This is a genomic window from Hyphomicrobium sp. (genome assembly GCF_036780825.1).
GTDB lineage: Bacteria > Pseudomonadota > Alphaproteobacteria > Rhizobiales > Hyphomicrobiaceae > Hyphomicrobium_C.
The window spans coordinates 26,571-46,624 of sequence record NZ_DAIQCD010000005.1 but is presented as its reverse complement, the minus strand read 5'-3'; the positions used below and the strand labels follow the sequence as shown (position 1 = coordinate 46,624).

At 65.0% G+C, this 20,054-nt stretch carries 21 protein-coding genes; 16 read left to right on the top strand and 5 right to left on the bottom strand.

Features of this window, described 5'->3' with window-relative positions; genetic code table 11:
• Positions 1 to 9: 9 nt before the first annotated feature.
• From V7P99_RS03985 to V7P99_RS03955, 7 genes are all read left to right on the top strand, one after another.
• Positions 10 to 603 carry a riboflavin synthase gene (locus tag V7P99_RS03985; protein WP_333793492.1) on the top strand — a complete coding sequence of 198 codons (594 nt, stop codon included), beginning with the start codon at positions 10 to 12 and terminating at the stop codon, positions 601 to 603.
• The gene (ribB, locus tag V7P99_RS03980; protein WP_442909861.1) at positions 600 to 1,748 is read left to right on the top strand and encodes a 3,4-dihydroxy-2-butanone-4-phosphate synthase; all 1,149 of its coding nucleotides are present in this window, start codon (positions 600 to 602) and stop codon (positions 1,746 to 1,748) included. Before V7P99_RS03985 ends, ribB begins: the two co-directional genes overlap by 4 nt.
• A gap of 5 nt (positions 1,749 to 1,753) precedes the next feature.
• Positions 1,754 to 2,266, top strand: a complete 513-nt coding sequence (locus V7P99_RS03975; protein ID WP_333793491.1) for a 6,7-dimethyl-8-ribityllumazine synthase — start codon at positions 1,754 to 1,756, stop codon at positions 2,264 to 2,266.
• Complete coding sequence (gene nusB, locus V7P99_RS03970; RefSeq protein ID WP_333793490.1) at positions 2,263 to 2,796, top strand: transcription antitermination factor NusB; 534 nt, start codon at positions 2,263 to 2,265, stop codon at positions 2,794 to 2,796. The genes V7P99_RS03975 and nusB overlap by 4 nt, the downstream gene beginning before the upstream one ends.
• A gap of 3 nt (positions 2,797 to 2,799) precedes the next feature.
• A complete protein-coding gene (gene thiL, locus V7P99_RS03965; protein WP_333793489.1) occupies positions 2,800 to 3,807 on the top strand; it encodes a thiamine-phosphate kinase in 1,008 nt (335 codons plus the stop codon).
• Between the two features lie 143 nt (positions 3,808 to 3,950).
• A complete protein-coding gene (locus V7P99_RS03960) occupies positions 3,951 to 5,288 on the top strand; it encodes a L,D-transpeptidase family protein (protein WP_333793488.1) in 1,338 nt (445 codons plus the stop codon).
• Positions 5,289 to 5,344: 56 nt separating this feature from the next.
• On the top strand, positions 5,345 to 5,998 hold the full coding sequence (locus tag V7P99_RS03955; RefSeq protein WP_333793487.1) for a hypothetical protein: 654 nt from the start codon (positions 5,345 to 5,347) through the stop codon (positions 5,996 to 5,998).
• Between the two features lie 46 nt (positions 5,999 to 6,044).
• On the opposite strand, the gene V7P99_RS03950 is transcribed toward V7P99_RS03955, so the two are convergent.
• The 4 genes from V7P99_RS03950 to V7P99_RS03935 form a co-directional block, all read right to left on the bottom strand.
• A complete protein-coding gene (locus V7P99_RS03950) occupies positions 6,045 to 6,806 on the bottom strand; it encodes an ABC transporter permease (RefSeq protein WP_333793486.1) in 762 nt (253 codons plus the stop codon).
• Positions 6,803 to 7,729, bottom strand: a complete 927-nt coding sequence (locus V7P99_RS03945; protein ID WP_333793485.1) for an ABC transporter ATP-binding protein — start codon at positions 7,727 to 7,729, stop codon at positions 6,803 to 6,805. The genes V7P99_RS03950 and V7P99_RS03945 overlap by 4 nt, the downstream gene beginning before the upstream one ends.
• Positions 7,730 to 7,822: 93 nt before the next feature.
• Positions 7,823 to 8,944, bottom strand: coding sequence for a hypothetical protein (locus V7P99_RS03940; protein ID WP_333793484.1), 1,122 nt, complete (start codon positions 8,942 to 8,944; stop codon positions 7,823 to 7,825).
• Between the two features lie 30 nt (positions 8,945 to 8,974).
• On the bottom strand, positions 8,975 to 9,316 hold the full coding sequence (locus tag V7P99_RS03935; RefSeq protein WP_333793483.1) for a hypothetical protein: 342 nt from the start codon (positions 9,314 to 9,316) through the stop codon (positions 8,975 to 8,977).
• Positions 9,317 to 9,624: 308 nt separating this feature from the next.
• On the opposite strand from V7P99_RS03935, the gene V7P99_RS03930 reads away from it, so the two are divergent.
• The 8 genes from V7P99_RS03930 to V7P99_RS03895 all read left to right on the top strand — a co-directional run bounded on the left by V7P99_RS03930 (position 9,625) and on the right by V7P99_RS03895 (position 17,982).
• Positions 9,625 to 9,951 carry a hypothetical protein gene (locus V7P99_RS03930; RefSeq protein WP_333793482.1) on the top strand — a complete coding sequence of 109 codons (327 nt, stop codon included), beginning with the start codon at positions 9,625 to 9,627 and terminating at the stop codon, positions 9,949 to 9,951.
• A gap of 451 nt (positions 9,952 to 10,402) precedes the next feature.
• The gene (locus tag V7P99_RS03925) at positions 10,403 to 10,861 is read left to right on the top strand and encodes a hypothetical protein (RefSeq protein ID WP_333793481.1); all 459 of its coding nucleotides are present in this window, start codon (positions 10,403 to 10,405) and stop codon (positions 10,859 to 10,861) included.
• A 389-nt stretch (positions 10,862 to 11,250) separates the two neighbouring features.
• A complete protein-coding gene (locus tag V7P99_RS03920) occupies positions 11,251 to 13,452 on the top strand; it encodes a dynamin family protein (protein ID WP_333793480.1) in 2,202 nt (733 codons plus the stop codon).
• Complete coding sequence (locus tag V7P99_RS03915; RefSeq protein WP_333793479.1) at positions 13,440 to 14,735, top strand: dynamin family protein; 1,296 nt, start codon at positions 13,440 to 13,442, stop codon at positions 14,733 to 14,735. The genes V7P99_RS03920 and V7P99_RS03915 overlap by 13 nt, the downstream gene beginning before the upstream one ends.
• Before the next feature lie 235 nt (positions 14,736 to 14,970).
• Positions 14,971 to 16,209 (top strand): SH3 domain-containing protein, encoded by a 1,239-nt coding sequence (locus V7P99_RS03910; protein ID WP_333793478.1) that lies wholly within the window; start codon positions 14,971 to 14,973, stop codon positions 16,207 to 16,209.
• Positions 16,210 to 16,422: 213 nt separating this feature from the next.
• Positions 16,423 to 16,767, top strand: a complete 345-nt coding sequence (locus tag V7P99_RS03905) for a DUF3175 domain-containing protein (protein WP_333793477.1) — start codon at positions 16,423 to 16,425, stop codon at positions 16,765 to 16,767.
• Positions 16,764 to 17,387 carry a UdgX family uracil-DNA binding protein gene (locus tag V7P99_RS03900; protein ID WP_333793476.1) on the top strand — a complete coding sequence of 208 codons (624 nt, stop codon included), beginning with the start codon at positions 16,764 to 16,766 and terminating at the stop codon, positions 17,385 to 17,387. The genes V7P99_RS03905 and V7P99_RS03900 overlap by 4 nt, the downstream gene beginning before the upstream one ends.
• Positions 17,388 to 17,592: 205 nt before the next feature.
• Positions 17,593 to 17,982 (top strand): DUF930 domain-containing protein, encoded by a 390-nt coding sequence (locus tag V7P99_RS03895; protein WP_333793475.1) that lies wholly within the window; start codon positions 17,593 to 17,595, stop codon positions 17,980 to 17,982.
• Positions 17,983 to 17,997: 15 nt separating this feature from the next.
• Here the strand turns inward: V7P99_RS03895 and V7P99_RS03890 are convergent, their stop codons facing one another.
• A complete protein-coding gene (locus V7P99_RS03890; RefSeq protein ID WP_333793474.1) occupies positions 17,998 to 18,609 on the bottom strand; it encodes a TetR/AcrR family transcriptional regulator in 612 nt (203 codons plus the stop codon).
• A gap of 200 nt (positions 18,610 to 18,809) precedes the next feature.
• Here V7P99_RS03890 and V7P99_RS03885 point away from each other — a divergent pair, with 200 nt between their 5' ends.
• Entirely contained in the window at positions 18,810 to 20,003 is a 1,194-nt protein-coding gene (locus V7P99_RS03885; protein WP_333793473.1) for an efflux RND transporter periplasmic adaptor subunit, read from the top strand.
• Positions 20,004 to 20,054 lie beyond the last annotated feature (51 nt).

Genomic DNA, 20,054 nt, shown 5'->3' with positions numbered 1-20,054 from the left:
AGCGCAAAGGTGTTCACGGGAATTATTACGGATGTCGGCGAGGTCATCGGCGCCGAGGGCGGGCGTTTCGCCATTCGCTCGCGCTATGATGCGGATGGCATCGTGTTTGGCGCTTCCATCGCGTGTGATGGCTGCTGTCTCACCGTCGTCGCCGTGCGGGCCGATGGCGAGGGTTCCGCATTCACCGTCGACGTCTCGAACGAAACGCTCTCGAAAACGACGCTCGGAGCCTGGCAGGCCGGACGGCGGGTGAACCTCGAGCGGGCGCTCAAAGCCGGCGACGAGCTTGGCGGACACATCGTTTCGGGGCATGTGGACGGCGTCGGGCGCATCGTGAGCATGCACGCGGACGGGGAAAGCCTGCGCGTTCTGCTCGAGGTGCCGGAAGAGATCGCGCCTTACATCGCGCCCAAGGGCTCGGTCGCGCTCGACGGCACGTCGCTCACGGTCAACGAGGTGGACGGGCTGCGCTTTGGCGTCAATCTCATTCCGGCGACCTTGACCCAGACGACGTGGGGGCGCAAAAAGCCCGGCGACGAAATCAACGTCGAGATCGACCTGTTCGCCAGATACGTGGCGCGGATCATGGAGTTTCGCGAGTGAGCATCGAACTCGAGAACATCACACGCGCCGAGAGCGGCGGTTTTCTTTCATCGACGGCGGAGATCGTCGACGACATGCGCAACGGACGCATGGTCATTCTCGTCGATGCCGAAAGCCGCGAGAACGAAGGCGATCTCATCATTCCGGCGCAAATGGCGACGCCGGACGCCATCAACTTCATGGCCAAGCACGGGCGCGGGCTCATCTGCCTTGCTCTCCTGCAGACGCGGGCGCAGGAACTCGGGCTCGACTTCATGGTGCGCACGCAGGCGGCGCGCGAGCGTACAGCGTTCACGCAGTCGATCGAGGCGCGCGAGGGCGTGTCGACGGGCATCTCGGCCCACGATCGCGCGCGCACCATCGCGACCGCTATCGATCCGACCAAGGGCGCGAATGACATTGTCTCTCCCGGCCACGTGTTTCCGCTTGTCGCGCGCGAAGGCGGCGTGCTGATCCGCGCTGGCCATACAGAAGCATCCGTCGATCTCGCGCGTCTTGCCGGGCTCTATCCGGCCGCCGTGATCTGCGAGATCATGAACGAAGACGGCACCATGTCGAGGATGCCAGACCTCGTGCCCTTCGCGCAGCGCCATGGCCTCAAGATCGGCACCATCGAGGATCTCATCGCCTACCGCCTGAAGCATGACCGGCTGGTCAAGCAGGTGGCGCAGGCGAAAGTCGAAAGCGCGTTCGGCGGCGCGTTCGATCTCCATGTCTTCACCACGACGGTGGAGTCCGTCGAGCATCTGGCGCTGGTCAAAGGTGATCTCACGGCGCCGGGACCGGTGCTGGTGCGCGTGCACGCGGTCAACGTGCCGGGCGATCTCCTTGGCATCGGCGGGACCCATGGCACCGTCGCCAACTCCATGCGGGCGCTCGAGCGCGAAGGGCGCGGCGTTCTCGTACTGATCCGCCATGTCGGCCCCAAGGGCGTCTCGGACTGGATCGCGTCTCGCTCGATGCAGCCTGCCGCCGATGGAAAAAGCGCACACGGGCGGCGGCAGCTCGAGATCGGAGTGGGATCGCAGATCCTGCGCGCGCTCGGCGTCGGAGACATGGTGCTGCTGACGAACGCGCCGGACGACGTCTACGTTGGTCTCGAGGCTTATGGCCTGCGCATTGTTGATACACGGGCTATCGAGTAGCTGTCATGGTCAGAAAAGAAACCCGCTCCCGCTCCGAGATGGAGCTTCACTCCGGAAGCTCGGCCCGCATCCTCATCATCGAGGCGCCGTACTATCAGAACGTCACGGACGAGCTGATCGCTGGCGCGCGGGCTGTGCTCGATGCGGCGGGCGTCGCCTATGACCGGGTGCCGGTTCCGGGTGCGCTCGAAATACCGCAGGCGTTTGCACAGGCCGTCGCCGCCGGGCTCTTTGCCGGCAACAGCCGCGACTCCTATGCGGGCGCGCTCGCGCTCGGCTGCGTCATTCGCGGTGAGACCTCGCATTACGACATCGTCTGCAACAATACCAACCACTGGCTGATGGAAACGGCGATCCGCCACAACATTCCGGTCGGCAACGCCGTGCTGACCGTCGATACGGAAGCCCAGGCGCTGGCGCGGGCCGAGGGCGGAGCCGATGGCAAAGGTGGCGATGCTGCGCGGGCCTGCCTCAGGCTGCTCAAGCTTGCGGGGGACTTCGGGCGGCGCGCGCCATGACCCTTCCACGACGAAAGAAAAGCACGGGCGATCAACCGCGGCCGCGCACGGTCTCGCGCATGGCGGCCGTGCAGGCACTTTACCAGATGGATCTGGCCGGCACCGACGCCGGCGACGTGATCGAGCAATTCATGGTGCCGCCGCCGGCCACGGCAGGCTCCGAGCAGTCTGACGATGCCCGCCGCGAGACGCTGACGAACCTCGAGGGCGCCGACACGACGTTCTTCGCCGATGTGGTGAAGGGCGTGGTGCGCCGGCAGCGGGAGATCGATCCGCTGGTCGATCAGCAGCTGCGCACGGGATGGCGGCTGGTGCGCGTCGATTCCATCCTCCGCGCCATCCTGCGCGGGGGCGTGTTCGAGCTGCTCGAGCGCTCCGACGTGCCGGCGCGCGTCACCATCAACGAGTACATCAACATCGCCAAGGCGTTCTTCGAGGCGGACGAGCCCAAGGTCGTCAACGGCGTCCTCGACAGGATCGCGCACAAGGTGCGGGCGAAGGAGTTCGAGACTCCGGGCGGAGGAGGCTAGCGCGTGGCGGATGGCAAGGCGGGGGGAGAGGACGAGCTGATCGCAACCACCTTCGCGCCGCTTGCCGAGGGGTTTCCCGGTGCGCTCGGCCTCAAGGATGATTGCGCCATTCTCGTGCCGCCTCCCGGCGAAGATCTCGTGCTGACAACGGATGCGGTGGCGGCGGGCGTGCATTTCCTGCCTGCCGACGGGCCCGCCGATATCGCCTGGAAGGCGCTTGCCGTGAACGTCTCGGATCTGGCGGCGAAAGGCGCGCGCCCGATCGCCTATCTTCTTTCGCTCTCGCTTCCCGAGCGGCCGCAGGGGGCATGGCTCGATGACTTGGCACGGGGGCTCGCCGAGGCGCAGGAGGCCTTCGGCATTGCGCTCGCGGGTGGCGATACCGACCAGCGCCCGGGGCCGCTGTCTCTCACCGTGACGGCCATCGGCAGCGTGCCGCAAGGCCGCATGGTGCAGCGGGCGACGGGGCAGGCCGGCGACCTTCTCTTCGTATCGGGCACGCTTGGCGATAGCGCGCTCGGCCTCCGGTTGCGGCAAGAGCCGGCGCGGGCCGCAGAGCTTGGCCTTGCTGACGCGGATGTGCGCGCGCTCGTCGGCCGTTATCTGAGGCCGGAGCCCCGCCTTGCGCTTGGGCCGCATCTTCTCGAGTTCGCAACGGCGGCGATGGACGTGTCGGACGGCCTTGCCAAGGACTGCGGGAGGATGGCGCGGGCCTCGGGCACCGGAGCGGTGATCCAAGCGGAGCGTATCCCGTTATCGGCGCCCTTCCGCGCGGCGCTCAAAGGTGAGCCGGGGCTTCTCGAGCTGCCTCTCGCTGGAGGCGACGACTACGAGGTGCTGGCGGCCGTGCCTCCTCAGCGTGCGGCGGAGTTTCAGGCCGCGGCCGCAGCGAGCGGCGTAGCCGTTGCCGAAATCGGGCGCCTCACGGATGGCGCGGATCTCGTCATTCTCGGAACGGATGGGCGTCCGATGCCCATGGCGGCCACGGGATGGGATCATTTCCCACTTTAAAACTCGCCTGCAAGGCCCCCTGGATATATTGCGGAGGGGTCTTTGTTTGGCCATATCGTGACCGTCTAACAGGGCGGCGACTCGGGCCCGTGCGCGCCCTCACTCCATTTCTTGCGACCTGCGGCAAAGGGACAGAAATTCCGGTGACTTCGTTTCTCAAGCTTTTCCGCGGCATCGGCTTTGCGCTCGTCGTGGCGGTTCTCTCGTGGTCGGGAAGCTCTGCCGTCGCTCAAAACGCAAACTGGTGGGAAGGCATCACGGGATTCGGTCAGCCCGATTTCTCCGGCAAGAAGGCGTCGCTCGAGCGGACACCGCCGCGGCAGGACACGCTCAACGACCTGCGCCCGAACGATATCCCCTGGCGCAGCGACGAGATGCTGGCGGCGATGGAGCGGGCGATCGCGCACTACGAGCGGATCGTCAACAGCGGCGGCTGGCCGGTTATTCCAGGCACGCGCATGCTGCGGCCGGGCGACGATGACGAGCGGGTTGGCTTTCTGCGCCGCCGGCTGATGGTCAGCGGGGAGCTTGCGCGGTCGGCCGGCACCCACAGCTACACGTTCGATTCCATCGTCGAGCAGGCCGTCGTCCGATTCCAGGAGAACAACGGCTTGAGGACGACGGGACGCGTCGACCAGCCGACGCTCGCCGCCCTCAACATGACGGCGGAGGAACGCCTTGCGCAGCTCAAGATCAATCACGGCCGCATCCTCGAACTCGTGCAGCAGCCGCCGGAGGACCGCTACGTTCTCGTCAACGTGCCGGCGTTCCAGCTCGAGGCGGTTGAGCGCTACCAGACCGTGCTGCGCCATCGTGTGATCGTGGGCCGGCAGGGGCGGGATACGCCCTCGCTCAAGACCATGATCCGCGGGCTCAACTTCTTCCCCTATTGGCGGGTGCCGGATAGCGTCGCGAAGCTCGATGTCTTTCCCCGCCTCGTGAAGGAGCCCGGCTATCTCCAGCAGGAGAGGATCCGCGTGGTGTCGGGTGACTTCAATGGCCCGGAAATCGATCCCACATCGATCGACTGGTCGCAGGCCGATGCGCGCGTGATCAAGCTCAAGCAGGATCCGGGACCGCAGAACGCTCTGGGGCTCGTGCGCATCGACATGCAGAACGAGCACGGCGTCTACATGCATGATACGCCGATGAAGCCGCTCTTCCAGCAGCGTGCGCGCGCGTTCAGCGCCGGCTGCGTACGTGTGCAGGACGTGTTCCAGCTCGTCGAATGGCTGGCGCGCAATGAGCCGGGTTGGGAGACTCCGGGCCAGGTGCAGGCGGTGCTCGACATGGGGCAGGCGCTCGACCTCAAGTTCTCGCGCCCGGTGCCGGTCTATTTCGCCTACATCACGGCCTGGGCGGAGCCGGATGGACGGATCTCGTTCCGTCCCGACATCTATCGCCGGGATGGCGCGGTCGCCATGGCGGACGTGTTCGATCCCGATGCGCCGCCGCCGCCGTCGGCTGGGCTCGCACCCTGAGCGATTGACGCGGCGGGCTTGTCTTGAGCGCCGTGCGGTGGGATTCTCCCTCCGTCATGCTTGCCCGCTTTCAACGTTACCCGACAGATGCGCTGGCCGTCCTCAAGCGGCACTGGCTCACATTGCTTGCGGCTCTCGTCATCGGCGGCTGGATCTGGTTCGCGTTCTGGCTCTCCGACGTGCAGGGGCGCATGGATTTGCCGCGCGCCTATTCCGTGCGCATGACATGCGAGGATGATCCCGAGGCGGATCTGTGGCGAGGCGGATGCGAAAGGATCCGCGCCGATATCGACACATCCGGCCGGCCGGGCTTCTTCGATCTCTACCGCGCCTTCGTGCGGGTGCATCATGCACCGGGCCCGCGTGCGGCTGCGGCCGCCCGCTTTGCTGAAACGAAGATCGAGGCGGACTTCGACGTGACGCCGCTGCTTACCGGGCAGCGTTATGGGCTGGCGGCCGTCACGCCCGAGTTCGACGGCGTCAAGAACACTGCGCATGCGGAGGCGGTGAAGGACGAGATCGACGCGCGGGACAGAGCGTTGCTCGTGATCGGTCGCGCGGGGCTCGGTATGGATGCCCTTGTCGCCGGAGCGCTCGCCAATCTTGTTCATCCCGGAGCCATGGTGGAGGGCGCCGCGCAATACGCCGCCGTTCTCGCCGGCCAGGCGAAGACGAGCGATCTCGCAACGGGGATGACGAAAAGCCGATGATGCAGCAGCCGCTTCCTTCCGGAAGGATGCTGCTGCTCACCTTGCCCTATGGCTTGATGCGGTAGCCGGTCTTGAAGATCCGCCAGATGACGAGAAGGCACACCGCAAGGAATACCAGCGTCATGGTGAAGCTCACCGCGACGCTCACGTCGGAGACCTCATAGAAGCTCCAGCGGAAGCCGCTGATCAGGTAGACGATCGGGTTGAAGAGCGCCACCGTCTGCCAGAACGGCGGCAGCATGTTGATCGAATAGAAGGTGCCGCCGAGGAACGTGAGCGGCATCAGCACCAGCATGGGGATGATCTGCAGCTTCTCGAAGCCATCAGCCCAGATGCCGATGATGAAGCCGAGAAGAGAGAACGTGACGGCGGTGAGAATGAGAAAGCCGATCATCCAGCCGGGATGGGCGATGCGGATGGGTACGAACAGGCTCGCCGTGGCGAGGATGATGAGGCCCAGGATCACGGATTTGGTGGCGGCGGCGCCGACGTAGCCGAGCACGATCTCGAAGGGAGAGACCGGCGCGGAGAGGATCTCGTAGATGGTGCCGGCGAAGCGCGGGAAATAGATGCCGAAGGCGGCGTTCGACGTGCTCTCCGTCAAGAGCATCAGCATGATCAGTCCCGGCACGATGAAGGCGCCGTAGGCAATGCCGTCGATTTCGGCGATGCGCGAGCCGATGGCGGCACCGAAGACGATGAAATAGAGCGATGTCGAGAGCACCGGCGAAAGAATGCTCTGCATGATGGTGCGGCCCCAGCGGGCCATCTCGAACCCATAGATCGCGCGAACGGCTTCGAAATTCATCGGGGCTGCCTTACAAGATCGACGAAAATATCCTCGAGCGAACTCTGGCTCGTGGCCAGATCCTTGAAGCCGATGCCGGCCTCTCGCATGTCGTTGAGCAGCGCCGTGATCCCGGTGCGGTTTGCATGAGTGTCGTAGGTGAAGATGAGGGCGTGGCCGTCGGCGGCAAGCTCGAGCGTGTGCGCGGCGAGCGCGGACGGAAGCTCGCGCAACGGCTCCTGCAACTCGAGCGTCAGCTGCTTTTTGCCGAGCTTGCGCATCAGATCAGCTTTCTCCTCGACGAGGATCAGCTCACCATTAGCGATGACGCCGATGCGGTCCGCCATCTCCTCGGCCTCCTCGATGTAGTGCGTGGTGAGGATGACGGTGACGCCGCCGTCGCGCAGGCGGCGGACGACATCCCACATATCCTTCCTGAGCTCGACGTCGACGCCCGCGGTCGGCTCGTCGAGAAACAGGATGCGCGGCTCGTGCGCGAGCGCCTTGGCGATCAGCACGCGGCGCTTCATGCCGCCCGAGAGCGTCATGATGGGCGCATCCTTCTTGTCCCAGAGAGAGAGGTCGCGCAGCACCTGCTCGATATGCCGAGGCGATGGGCGCTTACCGAACAGTCCGCGAGTGAACGTCACGGTCGCCCAGACGGTCTCAAACATCTCCGTCGAGAGCTCTTGCGGCACGAGGCCGATGAGGCTGCGGGCGGCACGATAGTCGCGCACGATGTCGTGGCCGTCGACGGTCACGCTGCCGCCGCTCGCATTGACGAGACCGCAGACGATGCTGATCAGCGTCGTCTTGCCGGCCCCGTTGGGTCCGAGCAGGGCGAAGATCTCACGCTCGCGAATGTCGAGATTGATCGTCTTGAGTGCCACATGACCGGAGGCATAGGTCTTGTGCACATCCTTGACCGAGATGATGGGCTTCATGCTCCTCTTCCGGGGCGCGGATCGGATGGAAACGCCGAACTGACATATGCGCGTTGCCGGAGCGCTGCAAGCGCGTCACCTGGCCCAAGGCCATCATCGCAGCGGAACGGGCTTGATCCAGCATCCCGTGAGCCCCGCGTTTCTCAAATCGCTGCATAGGGCCTTGGCGTCGCCGTGCGTGCGCGGAGGGATCAGGGAGAGGCGATACCACGTGTTGTTGTCTTGCCCCTGCACACGGTCGACCCGGGCCTTGGCGTTGCCGAGAAGATCCGGGTACGACGCTTTGAAGGAGCGATAATCCTGCTGCAGCTCCTCGGTGCTGCGCCGGGTGGCGAGAACGACGAGATAGGGCTGCTCCATGTCGGAGGCAGAGGCGGTACTGGTCAGGGCTGCAGCCTGAACGGCCGGCGCAGTCCCGGCCGCGCCGGCGGGCTGCTCGCGTGCGGTCTCCGGCTCCGTAGCCGCCGTGCGTGCGGGCACGGGCGGGTCGGAGCTGATGAGAGCTTGAGCAGCGACGACGAGACCGGCGCCGAAGACGAGGGCGGTGACGGCAACAGGCACCGGCCGGCCGGCGAGAGCTGCGATAGAAAGCTGGATACGCTGGAGAGTCCCCGTAAGGGCTTCGCGCCACGGTGACCATGCCTTCGCAGACCGCGCGGGCGGTATCGGCTGCGGACGGGGCTGCGGTCGCGGTGTCGGCCTGGCATAGGCCGGTGGCGGAGGAGCCGGTGCGTAAGGCGGAGGCGCGGCGCGGGCTGGCTGAGGAGCGATTGCGGGTTCCCCGGCCGCAGGCGAGGGTGGAGGCGCCTCGGCGGGCTCGGCTGTCGCATAGCGCAGCGCATCCTGCTCGATCTCACGCGACACGGCGAGCAGCGCCTGATGCACCCGGGCCGTATCACGTTGGTAGAGGCTCTGGCTGCCTTCGAGCTTTTCCTCGAGGACTTCGAGCAGATCGAGCGCGTGGCGCTGTCCCCCCATGATGTGTGCGAGGATAGCAAAGTCGAGCGCCTCGGTCTCCGGCAGGGCGGCCATGATCTGATCGACATCCCGCTGGATGCCGGTGATGACGCGCACCGTCTTCTCCACTTCGGAATGCAGCTCGGCGGGGATGTAGCGGTTGCGATCGAGGACCGTGCGCAAACGACGCGCGACGTTGAGCGAGATCTCATGGATCTGCTGGCGCTCAAGCGAGGCGTCGCGGTCGTATGGAGCCATCGGTCGAAGCCTTTTCCCAACAGCGTGCCGTCAACCGGCGCGGCATTCGGGGAACATGTCACGCACGAGCTCGGCAGAACACCCCGGTGTGCCCTCGATGCACTGATAGTTGATCACGGGCGCGCCACCCTCGCTCGCGATTGAGATTTGAGTGCGGATCTTTTTCACGAAGCATCGCGTGTCGTCGCTCGCGCCGGCAAGCTCCATCGAGGCGAGAACGCTTTCAGTGGGGCATGCCGTGTTCTCGATGGTGTAGGTGGCGGGCGAGGATTGCGTGACGGTCAGGCATTCCGGGTCCGCGGTGGATTGGCTTCCGGCAGCCTTGGTGCTTGACGATTTCGCCGACGCGGGCAGCGAAAGGGCGTTAGCCATTGCGAGGCACACCGCTGCAGCAACGCATGCGAGGCGCGGCAGAGGCCGGAAAACGGCGCCGATGGAGATCGAGGTGGTGCGAATGAGGAGCATTGTTTGAATGTCGGGGTCGCGCGGCAGATGCGCCATCATCGGGTAGGGGAGGGAAGTGGCCGATATGTGATGAGACTGGAGAAAAGGTGCGGGCTCGCTACACCCCAGCTAAACCTTCATCTGAATGATGGCCCATAATTCTTTGAACGATTTAGCCCTCTTCGGTGTTTATCCTTTCTAAGGTGGCTCGAGATGTCTAACCGTCTCAGTATTGCATGACTTATTCCATCAGCTTTTCCAGTAATTGGCTCGAGATGAATAAAAGAGGTAGGGGCTACTATTCGGATGCCGAGCTTCAGGTGCTGCAGCGCGCGTTTGACGAGGCCTGCGCCGATCTGCAGATCAGCTCGGATGACGGTTCGCTACGTGAGCAGATTGCCATCATGATTTTCCAGTTGGCGGCGAGCGGCGAATTGGATTGTGCCGCCCTTAAATGGCAAGCCATGCGGCGATTCCGGCCGGGAACGAAGCCAGCGCCCGTGCCTATGCCTATCCTCGCCCTTCATGTCGTCAAGCGCACTCCGGACCGTAACGAGTCCTGAAAGAGGCGTTTAACCCCCAGCAGCCGGTGCATCACCCTGCATACTTGTCGCACCGGGCTCACCGGCCTTCGACACAATCTTGTGCAGGCTTGCAGAGCTAACGCATGCGGGCTTCGGGTCCGCGCGCCATAGAGCCCGCCGGCTCAGATGGCATTGCGCAAACAGCTTTGAGTTCACGTTCCAGTGTGCTTGGCGATGGCTCGCCAAGCACGCGTGCGGACAGGTGCAGGTAGCGTAGATGAACCGTGACGAAGATCGGCAAATGGATAATCTGAGGAGGCTTCTACGCCGCCTCGAGCGCCTCAAGGGTGCGGAAAGTATCGGGGAACACGAGCGTTCTCCGACATTGCCGCGCGTTTATATCGGCCCTCTCCGAGGTGCGCCGGTTTTAGCTAAAACGATTGATCGTCCGCCGGCGCGTCCAAGGGCGAGCGAGCAAAAGCGCTCGCGCATGCCGATCGTCGTCGCCATGCTGGGGATCATCGTCCTCTCCTCTGCGACTGTTGCCATGGCCATGTCATGGCCGACGCTTTCCGGCTGGCAACACGGGCTGCTTGCTTCGGTGGCGGGGCATGCCGTGGCGAGCAAGCCTCTAATCGCGGCGTCCCGCACGGAAGGAACGCATCCTCCCCACTCGCGCGATGCGGCGGGTGGGTTGCTGCGCCGGGCCGAACAGCTCTTGGCGGGCGGCGAGATCGACACGGCGCGGGTCCTGTTGCAGGAGGCGGCAAGCCTGGGCTCCGGTACGGCAGCGCTCAAGCTCGCGCGGAGCTACGATCCGGAGCAGGTGGCTCCGGGGCAGCACGCCGATGGCGCGGATCCCATGCTCGCGAAAGCCTGGTACGAACGCGCTCTGGCGCTCGGCACGCGTGAGGCCGCCCGGCACATCCCCGGATTGGCCTCGAGATAGCACGCACACGCATTATCTTTGCGAAATCGGCATGAAAATCGCGGTCGGACACGTTTCGGCCATGTCCATGGTGATTTTCTAGTGTGCTTCCGGGAAAGTGGGGACCGGTTTTCCGATCAGAGTCATGGCGAAGCCATGCGTGCCCAGGTGTCCGATTAGAAGCACGACTTGACCGCGCGCGAGGCCGTTCCCCGTGTTTTTCTAAGACCGGAAGGGCCTCAGAGCAGCGCCGCTTGAGATGAGGGGGCTCTTGCAGGGGTAAGGGCCAAGAAAGGTATCTGCATCGGCTCTCGTCCGCGATTCGAAGCGCACTGCGGAGCGCTTCGGGCTTGTGCAAAGCAAACGCGCCTGAGCCGTAACGACGCTATCGCCAGGGAGGCTCCGGACGCGTGAACGCGATCAGGTCGGGGTTGGACGCAAATTGGTCGGGCCGCATTGGGGCGCGGCTCGAAGGCGTGCGCCGGCAGCTTCTGACCTGCGGCGACGTGCTTGCCGGTCTCGTGGAGCCCGCGGCACGCCCGCTCGTCGCCGATGCGCTCCATAGCCTGCGGCAGCTTGAATGCCGCGTCGCCGTCGTCGGTCAGATCAAATCGGGCAAAAGCTCCTTCATCAACGCCCTCGTGCGCAATCCGCGCTTTCTGCCGACGAGCGTCACGCCGTGGACGACCGCCGTCACGAGCCTACACTTTGGCCAGACGCCACCGGGCGGGTATGCGGCCGTCTTCACCTTTATCCAGCGGGCGGAGTGGGAGCAGCTTGCGGACGGCGGCGGCCCGATACGGGAACTCACGCAGCGCTTGGTGCCGGACTTCGAGCCGCAGCTCTTGCAAAAACATGCCGTGATGCTCCGCGCCCGCGCCAAGGAACGGCTGGGCGACGAGTTCGAGGATCTTCTGGGCCAAGCCCATTTTTTTCACAATCTCGAGCCCGGCACGCTCGAGCAATACATCTGCTCGGGAGATTTCAGCGGCTCGCCGCTGATCGGCAAGTATTCCGACATCACCAAGTCGGCGGATATCTATTGCCGGCAAGGCCCGTTCGACTTTCCGTGCACGCTCGTCGATACGCCAGGAACCAATGATCCGTTTCTCATCCGGGATGAAATCACGCGGCGCAGCCTCGGGGAGGCCGACGTCTACGTCGTCGTGCTCACGGCACGCCAGCCACTCTCTGACAACGACGTGGCGCTCCTGCGCATCATGAGGGCGCTCCACAAGGAGCGCATCGTCGTGCTAATCAATCGCATCGATGATCTCTCCGACGTGGAGAGCGAGCTGCCGCATGTGGTGTCGTTCGTGCGCAAGAGGCTGGCGGCGGAGTTTCCAGGCTCGAACATCCCGGTGGTGTACGGCAGCGCCTCGTGGGCCAACCAGGCGCTGGCTTTCGAAAAGGGAGCTGTCGAGCGGCTATTGAAGCGCAGATCGGCGGCGTATCTCGTGCGGGCCGGCCTGCTGCAGCCGGGAGAGATCGGCACCGGGCTGCTCGGCTCGGAGGATGGACGCGATCGCCTCCGCCAGTCCCTCTTCGCGATGTCGGGCCTCGCCGCCGTCAACCAGGCCATCGACGCGCTCATGGGTGCGTCCCACCCCACGTATATCCTGCGCCAGATCACACGTTCGTTTGCGGAGATGTCGCGTGCCTGCGAAAGCGCGGCGAGAAGCGAGCTGCAGATCCTGCTGGCTTCGGCCGATGCGGCGCGCACGCCATCCGCACCATCGAGCAAGCGGACACGGGAGGTGTACGCACGGGAGCGGGAGCTGCTCACCGATGTGGCGGCCAACATCGAGGCGTCTGCAACCGGCATCGAGGCCCAACTCGCCCGCATCATTCAGGAGGAGAAAGAGCGCCTAGCCAGCACCCTCAAGGCAACCATCGATACGCACGCGGTGCGTGAGCGAGACGTGCTGATCGATACGTTGTCGCGCGGGCGGCCGCCGCGTGTCTGGACGCATGAAGGCGTTGAGCTGCGGCGCGCGATGGCGGCGGGGTTCCAACTCGCGTTCGAACAGGGGGCGCTGCGCCTGACCTCCTTCCATGCCCGCGTGGTGCCGGAGCTGCACAAGCTCGTGCGGTCCGTGGTGCCGGAGCCGGACCTCGCCGATCCCGGCGGCGAAGCGCTCGCCATTCCGACGCCGGCCGTGGCGCCCCTCAGCCGTTTGCTGGTGCTCGATCTCGAGATCTCGAAATGGAAAACTTTCTGGAAGCGGCAACCGTCACCGGATGTGTCTGGGGCGAGGATCGAGGCGCTGATCCGTGCCGAGTTCGCTCCCATCGCCGACGAGCTCGTCCAGCTCGCGGGCGCCGAGTTCCACCGCTTCAGCACGACGACGATTCAATGGTCGTTTGCGGCTTGCCGCAATATCCAGCATGCGCTCAAACGGCGGCTCGAGCTCCTGCTTTCCGATGCCGAGGATGGGCAGGAAACCGTTTCCCCTGAGGCGGGACGCGAGGGAGAGGACGAGCGGATTGCGGCGCAGGCGCTGCGCCTTAAAGACAACGAAACCTTGACCCAGCATCTGGAAAACTTGGCTCAGTACATCGACACGGCTCTGAGGGGCGAGGTCTCCGGAACATCATCATGGACAGCGTAACCCGACAGTATCCTGAGCAACTGCGCGCCGTCAGGACCCGTCTCCTCGGTACGAGGATCAAGGATGAGGCGCTTTCGGCCTGCATCGCGGGACTGGCGCGGCTCGAGGGTGCGCTCCGCCGTCCGCTTCGGGTGGTTGTGCTCGGCGAGCGCAATTCGGGCAAGACTTCGGTCGCTGATCTTCTGATCGGGCAGGAGCTGCTGCCCGTCAGCGCCGTTGCGAGCTCGCGCATCCCGGTGCTCGTCACCTACGCGGAGACGCCCGCCGTGCATGGCCTCGACCGCGAGGGTAAGCGCACGCCGATCGATCATGGTGGCGCGACGGGCGATTATACCGGGTCGCTCTATCAGGCTTTGCGGGTTGCGGCGCCTATCGAGCGGCTCCGAGGCTACGAGCTTCTCGATACGCCGCCCGGGACGAACCCGGCGTCGTTCGTCGGAGCCGCAGACATCGTAATCTGGTGCACGGTGGCGACGCGCGCGTGGACCGAGAGCGAGCGGGCGGCGTGGGCGGCTCTGCCGCGGCGCTGTCATCATCGTGCGCTCCTGGTCGCAACACACAAGGACGGTCTCGAAGACGACAGCGACGCCGCCTGCGTGGCGGCTCGCCTCAAGAGCCTCACGGACGGTGCTTTCCGGGATGTCCTGCTCGTGGACGCTCATAAGGTCGATCCGGCTGCGGACGGTACAGATGAGGGTGGCGTGGATCCGAACGGCGCGCTCGCGCTCTCGGCCGCGCTCGCGCGTCTCGCAGGTGAGATCAGGGAGCGTCGCACGCGCAAGGCGGAGAAGCTTGTGCGGCGGCTCGCCCGGCTCACGTTCCATCAGTTCGCGAGGGATGCATTGCGGCCCGGAGCAGCGGGTCTTCTCCTGCGCTGGGAGAGCGAGGCGCGCTTTCTGCTCGGACGGATCCGGCGAGGCGAGCTCAGTGCGTCAGAGACAATCGAAGCGCTTCTCTCCGCCTACGCCGGATATGCAGAAAAGCTGAGGCCCGGCGTGGTGCGGGGCGAGGATACGGTTTCGGCGGGAACATCGCGCGCTGTTACAACCCCGGTGCGCTGGCCACGGCAAACCTCGGCGGCGGCGCGCCTGGTGGAGACGCTCGTGAGAGATCTGACGGCGCTTCTGCGCATGCTGGCTGCGCATTCTGCGTCTACGGGCCCCGCGGCCGGCACGGAATACCGGACGGCGCGCGCGGTGGTGCTGGCGCTCGCCGATCTCGATGGCGCGTTCGACGCTCTGGGGCGCATGCTCGGCACGCCGCTCGCCTCGGCAAGATCCTGACGCGCGCCGTGCTGATCCGTATCGCCGATCTCGGCACGCCGGCTTTACGTTCCGTTAATGCTAACCGATCCATGATCGGAGTGGTGCTCCGGCTAGGCGAGCGGCCTTCTTCAGGCTACGCGCTTGCTGGACGGGACGAATTTTGAACCGAGCGTCGGGAAGAACCTGTTCCTGCCACTTTGATGTTGGAGGAAGGGTGAAACTCACGGAGTAGCGTAGCGTCAGGATCGGTTCGTTGCTCAGATCTTTCATCTTCATCGGAACCCTGTCGGTTGCGGGCACGGCACTCGCCGAGCCGGTCGCCGTGACGGGCGAAGAGCTTCAGAAAGCGGTGTCCGGGTCGGTCGTCGAGATCGACACGCCGCTCGGCACCAAGGTTCCCATGCGCTTCGGCAAGGACGGGCTCGTGTCGGCGGAGGCCGGCGTGCTGGCGCCCGTTCTCGGCTCGGCCAAGGACCGCGGCCGCTGGTGGGTCGATGGCGACCAGCTCTGCACGAAATGGTTCCGCTGGTTCGATGCCGGCGTACGCTGCCTCACCATCCGGCAAGACGGTGCGCGCATCCACTGGCGCAAGGTGGATGACGGCGAGGAGGGGACGGGCACGCTCGTTGGATGGACGCCACCCAAGGCCGAGAAGCCCGCGGTCGTCGCAAAGGCCGAGCGGGCCGTAGACAAGCCTGCCGCCGAGAAGAAGCCGGCTCGCAAGGCGCAGCCCCCCCAGGAAGCCGCGAAGCCCCGCAAGATCGCAGAGCCGCGCAAGACCGAGGAGAAGGTGGCCGCTGTGCTGCCTGCTCGCGAGGCTGAGCCCGTGGCGGAGGCGAACCCCCAGCGTAGCTTGCCCCCGGAGACCGGGGCGCTCAGAGACAAGAGCCCGAAAACGAGCCTCGAGGATGGACCGTCGATGCGGTTTGGTGGGGCCGGTCTGCTCGAAGCATCGGCCCGCCTGGGCACAGCAGCATCGGAGCCTTCCGCTGGTGTTGACGCCGGCATGGCGCAACAGCCGGGTGCGGCGGATGAACGGGCACACACGGCCGGCAACGCGTCCGCCGCCGATAGCGTAGTCCGTGAGGGTGCCGTGCCGCCGAAGGCCTCCGCCGGCAAAAAGGCATCCTCTCAGCGACACGCTGCTCTCGAGCGCGTCGATCTTCCGAAGCGTCCGATCAAAAGGCCGCCCGAGACCGCTCCCGTGATTGCAGAGCCTGCTGGGGAGGCGCGCCGTACGGCGTCACTCTACCGGGTCAAGGGTGTGCATCGCTTCGACGTTCTCAACGTGCGGCGGGGCCCCTCGGAATCGCATGCGCAGATCGCGTCCATTCCTGCGACCGGCCGGCAGGTGGAGATCACCGGAAATTGTCGCGCGAGCTGGTGTCCGATCCGTTATGGGCGCGTCACCGGATGGGTGAACAGCTACTATCTCGCAGAAGAGCGGCCGAGCCAGGCGTCAGCGAGCCGCGTCTACGTCGCAAAGCCCTGAGCGGGGCCCTCTCTTTCCCGCATCTCTGATGCTACGTGAAGACCGACGGTTTGCCGCCGGTGCGTTGCGCCGTGTCCGCGTGCTCTCCCATGGCACGGGGAACCTTCGGCGGCGGGATACTGTTTTCAATAAAGATCATCAGGGAGCACAGCGCGCTCCGAGCCCACGGCAATAAGCACACTCACTCGTGCTCTGCCTTGAGGAGGCAGGCGGATGCCCCAAAAAAGTAATATCGCGCGGAGCAAGATCCGAAACGCACGCAACCGGCGGGCGGCGTCGGCGGGGCGCAAATGGTCAGCCGAAGTCACCAAGCATAGCGATGCACTCGATCTCGAAAAGGGCGTGTTCGCCAAGCCGCGCGCCGCGGACATCGCGCGCTCTCTCAAACGGTCGGCGGAACAGAGCACGCGGCGCAAGAGCTCGCCCTACCGTTCCGCCATGTCGATGCTGACGTTCTTCATTAATCGCGCCGGCTCCGGGCTTCCCCGGCGGCGCCTGCAAGTGCTTGAGCGTGCCAAGAACGAACTGAGAAAGGCGTTCGGAAAGGAGCCGCAATGAGGGCTGCCGAAATGGCGTTGCGGCGTGTGCGCGAGGAAGCTCTTGTCTGCCGGCGCTGTCCGCTCTACCGCAATGCGACGCAGACCGTTTTCGGCGAAGGGCCGGCGCCCGCGGCCGTCATGCTCGTCGGCGAGCAGCCGGGAGACAAGGAAGATATCGCCGGACACCCGTTCGTGGGGCCGGCCGGCCGGATGCTCGATCAGGCGCTGGTGGCGGCCGGCGTAGAGCGCGAGACGGTGTACATGACCAACGCCGTCAAACATTTCAAAAACGAGCCGCGCGGAAAGCGGCGCCTGCACAAGCGGCCGAACGCGGGCGAGATCGACATCTGCAATCATTGGCTCGTCGCGGAGCTCGACATCGTGCGTCCGAGAGTGGTCGTGGCCATGGGCGCCAGCGCGGCGCGTGCGTTGCTCGGCCGGCCGGCCGGCGTCGAAGCCATGCGCGGCAAGGCGGTGGAGATTGCAGCAGGACGATCGCTTTTCGTTACGATCCACCCCTCGTTCCTCCTCAGGCTGCCGGACCGCGCGGCGCGGGCGGAAGCGTTCCGCCGTTTTGTCGCCGATCTCCAGCACGCGGTGCAGGATGCCGCGAGGCCAAGTGCGCGCCGAACAGCTTGAGCGCGTTGGATCGGCATCTCGGGAGATGTTGCGCATTGCTGCCACAATTGGCTGGTCGTTAGAGTGCGTTCACTCTTGTTGAAATCCTATAGTGCTGCGCGAACGTGCTCCCGCTCTCCCGAGAGCGTGATCATGTTCTCGATGCGCTCGGTTTTTTCTGGCTCGCCTCCGGCAAGCGCGAGACGGAACTGGGGAAGGGGGAGACGTGCGCAAGCCGCTCGGGTTCATGTTTGGGTTCGTGCTCATGGTCCATGCGGGGGCCGCTGCCGCGGGTTCCCTCAAGAGGTCGCTGATGAAACTCGAGCCGGAGGAGCGCGCGCACCAGGCGTGTGTGATGAAGGGGCTCGAGACCGTGCGCCGGGAGAAGCGGCTGGCGGGGGCGGATAGGTTGATGCCGGATACGTTCAAACGCGCCCATTTTGATGGCAGTGTGGTGTCCGCCAAGGGCGCGGCCGTGCGCGCCAAGAGCCATTGGTACGCGCTCTCGTTCGAGTGCAAGGTTTCGGATGACCAGACGCAGGCGCTGGCCTTCAGCTATAAAATCGGGGATGAAATTCCGCCCGACGAATGGGATGACATCGGGCTCTGGAAGTAGCAGGGCAGCGGCCGCTCAGATATCGCGCGGCGCACCGGCGAGAAGATCCCGCAGCATTTCCACCACGCGCAGAGCCGGGCCGCGGCCGCCGCATTGAATGCTGATGCGCGCGCCCTCGAAAAGCAGGAAGACCTCGTCGGCCAGCAGTTCGGGATTGCGGTAGCGCGATTGCGCGAAGAGGCCGACGAGCTGCTCGCGCTTGCGGCGCTTGTAATCCTCGATCACGGTGCGCGCAGGATGGCTGGGCTGAAGCTCGACGGCGGCATTGGCGAGCGCGCAACCGCGCTCCGCCGAGCTGGTCAGAATCTCCTCAACATGGTCCACCCAGGCGGCCAAGCGCCTTTCCGGGTCGTCGGGGAATGCGACCGCCAGGCGCTCCCAAACCGCCTCGCCCTCGGCGGCAAGGCGCCGCGCATAGGCAACGATAAGCTCGTCTTTTGATTTGAAATGGCGGTACAACGTCATCTTATTGGTCTGAGCTGCCTCGGCAATCAGCTCCACGCCCACGGCGTGCACGCCGTGCCGGTAGAACAAGTCGCAGGAGACGGCCAGGATGCGCTCACGAGGAGGGAGGGCGGCCTCGCCCGCATCAGATTTGCGCCGTCTGTCTGCCAAGGTCTTGCTCATCGCCTCTTGACTGTTATGTTACCGCTCAGTACCAAGCGGATGTTACCGGTCAGTACCGTCCTTCGGTTCTAGGGTAGATTGGCCGGCGGATCAATCGTGATCCCGCGCGGTTTGCAACCTCATTCCCAGATTTCGCTCCTGGCGCAATACTGAGCTGGCTGGGAGCCGGATGTGATCTCGAGTTTCAGGCTGGAGGGCTTATGAGGCCTCGTGGTTTTCGTTTCGCTCTCGCGGCTGCACTGCTTCCCGTGCTGATGCTTCAGGCGTGCGGCGAGGCTCAGGAGAGCGCCCAACCGGGTGCGGCTGCAGCACCGCCTGCGCCCAAGGTGTCCGTAGCCAAGCCGGTGCGCAAGCTCGTCTCAGATTATGACGAGTATGTGGGGCGTTTCGTGGCGCTCGACTACGTGGAGGTGCGGGCCCGCGTATCCGGCTATCTTGAGCAGATTCATTTCCAGGACGGCCAACTCGTCAAAGAGGGCGACAGGCTTTTCACCATCGATCGGCGGCCGTTCGAGGCGGTCCTGGCACAAGCGAAAGCCGCAGTCGCGCAGGCGGAGGCCAACCTCGCGTTCGCCAAAGCCGATCTGAAGCGCGGCTCGCATCTGGTGCCCGGCACGTCCATCACACAGCAGACGCTGGATCAGAGGATACAGGCCGAGCGCGTGGCGGAAGCGTCCGTCGCCGCCCAGCAGGCTGCCGTCCAGCAGGCTGAACTCGACCTGCAGTTCACCGAGCTCAAGGCCCCCGTCTCAGGGCGGATCGGCGATCGGCGCGTATCGACCGGGAATCTGGTCACGGGCGGCACGAGCGGCAACACGACGCTGCTTGCAACCGTCGTTTCCGTGGATCCGATCCGGTTCGAGTTCACGATGGACGAGGCCTCTTATCTCAAATACCTCAATGCGGCGCAGTCCTCGAAGAACAGCAACCGGGGCATGTCGCTGCCCGTGGGCCTCAAGCTGATCGACGAGGATACGTTCTCGCATCAGGGCAAGATCGATTTCGTGGACAATGTGATCGATCGGTCCTCTGGCACGATCCGCATCCGCGCCGAATTCAAGAACGCCGACGGGAAGCTCACGCCCGGCATGTTCGGGCGCCTTCAGATCGCGGTGTCTCCTCCGGAGGTGGCGTTGCTCGTTCCCGACAGCGCCATCGGCACCGAGCAGGTGCGCAAGTTCGTCTACGCCCTCTCGGAGGACGACGTCGCCAATCCGAAATTCGTAACCCTCGGGCCGGTGGTGGACGGGCTGCGCGTGGTCAAGGGTGGCCTCGATCCGGACGACACCGTGATCGTCAACGGTCTCATGCGGGTGCGGCCGGGCATCAAGGTGGCGCCTCAGCAAGTTACAGCGACGAGCGAGGCCAAGAACCCCGTCGTCGGCACGAACTGACATCCCGCGGCCAGAGTGTGCCGGACAACCGGACCCTGGCCCCATGCTTCA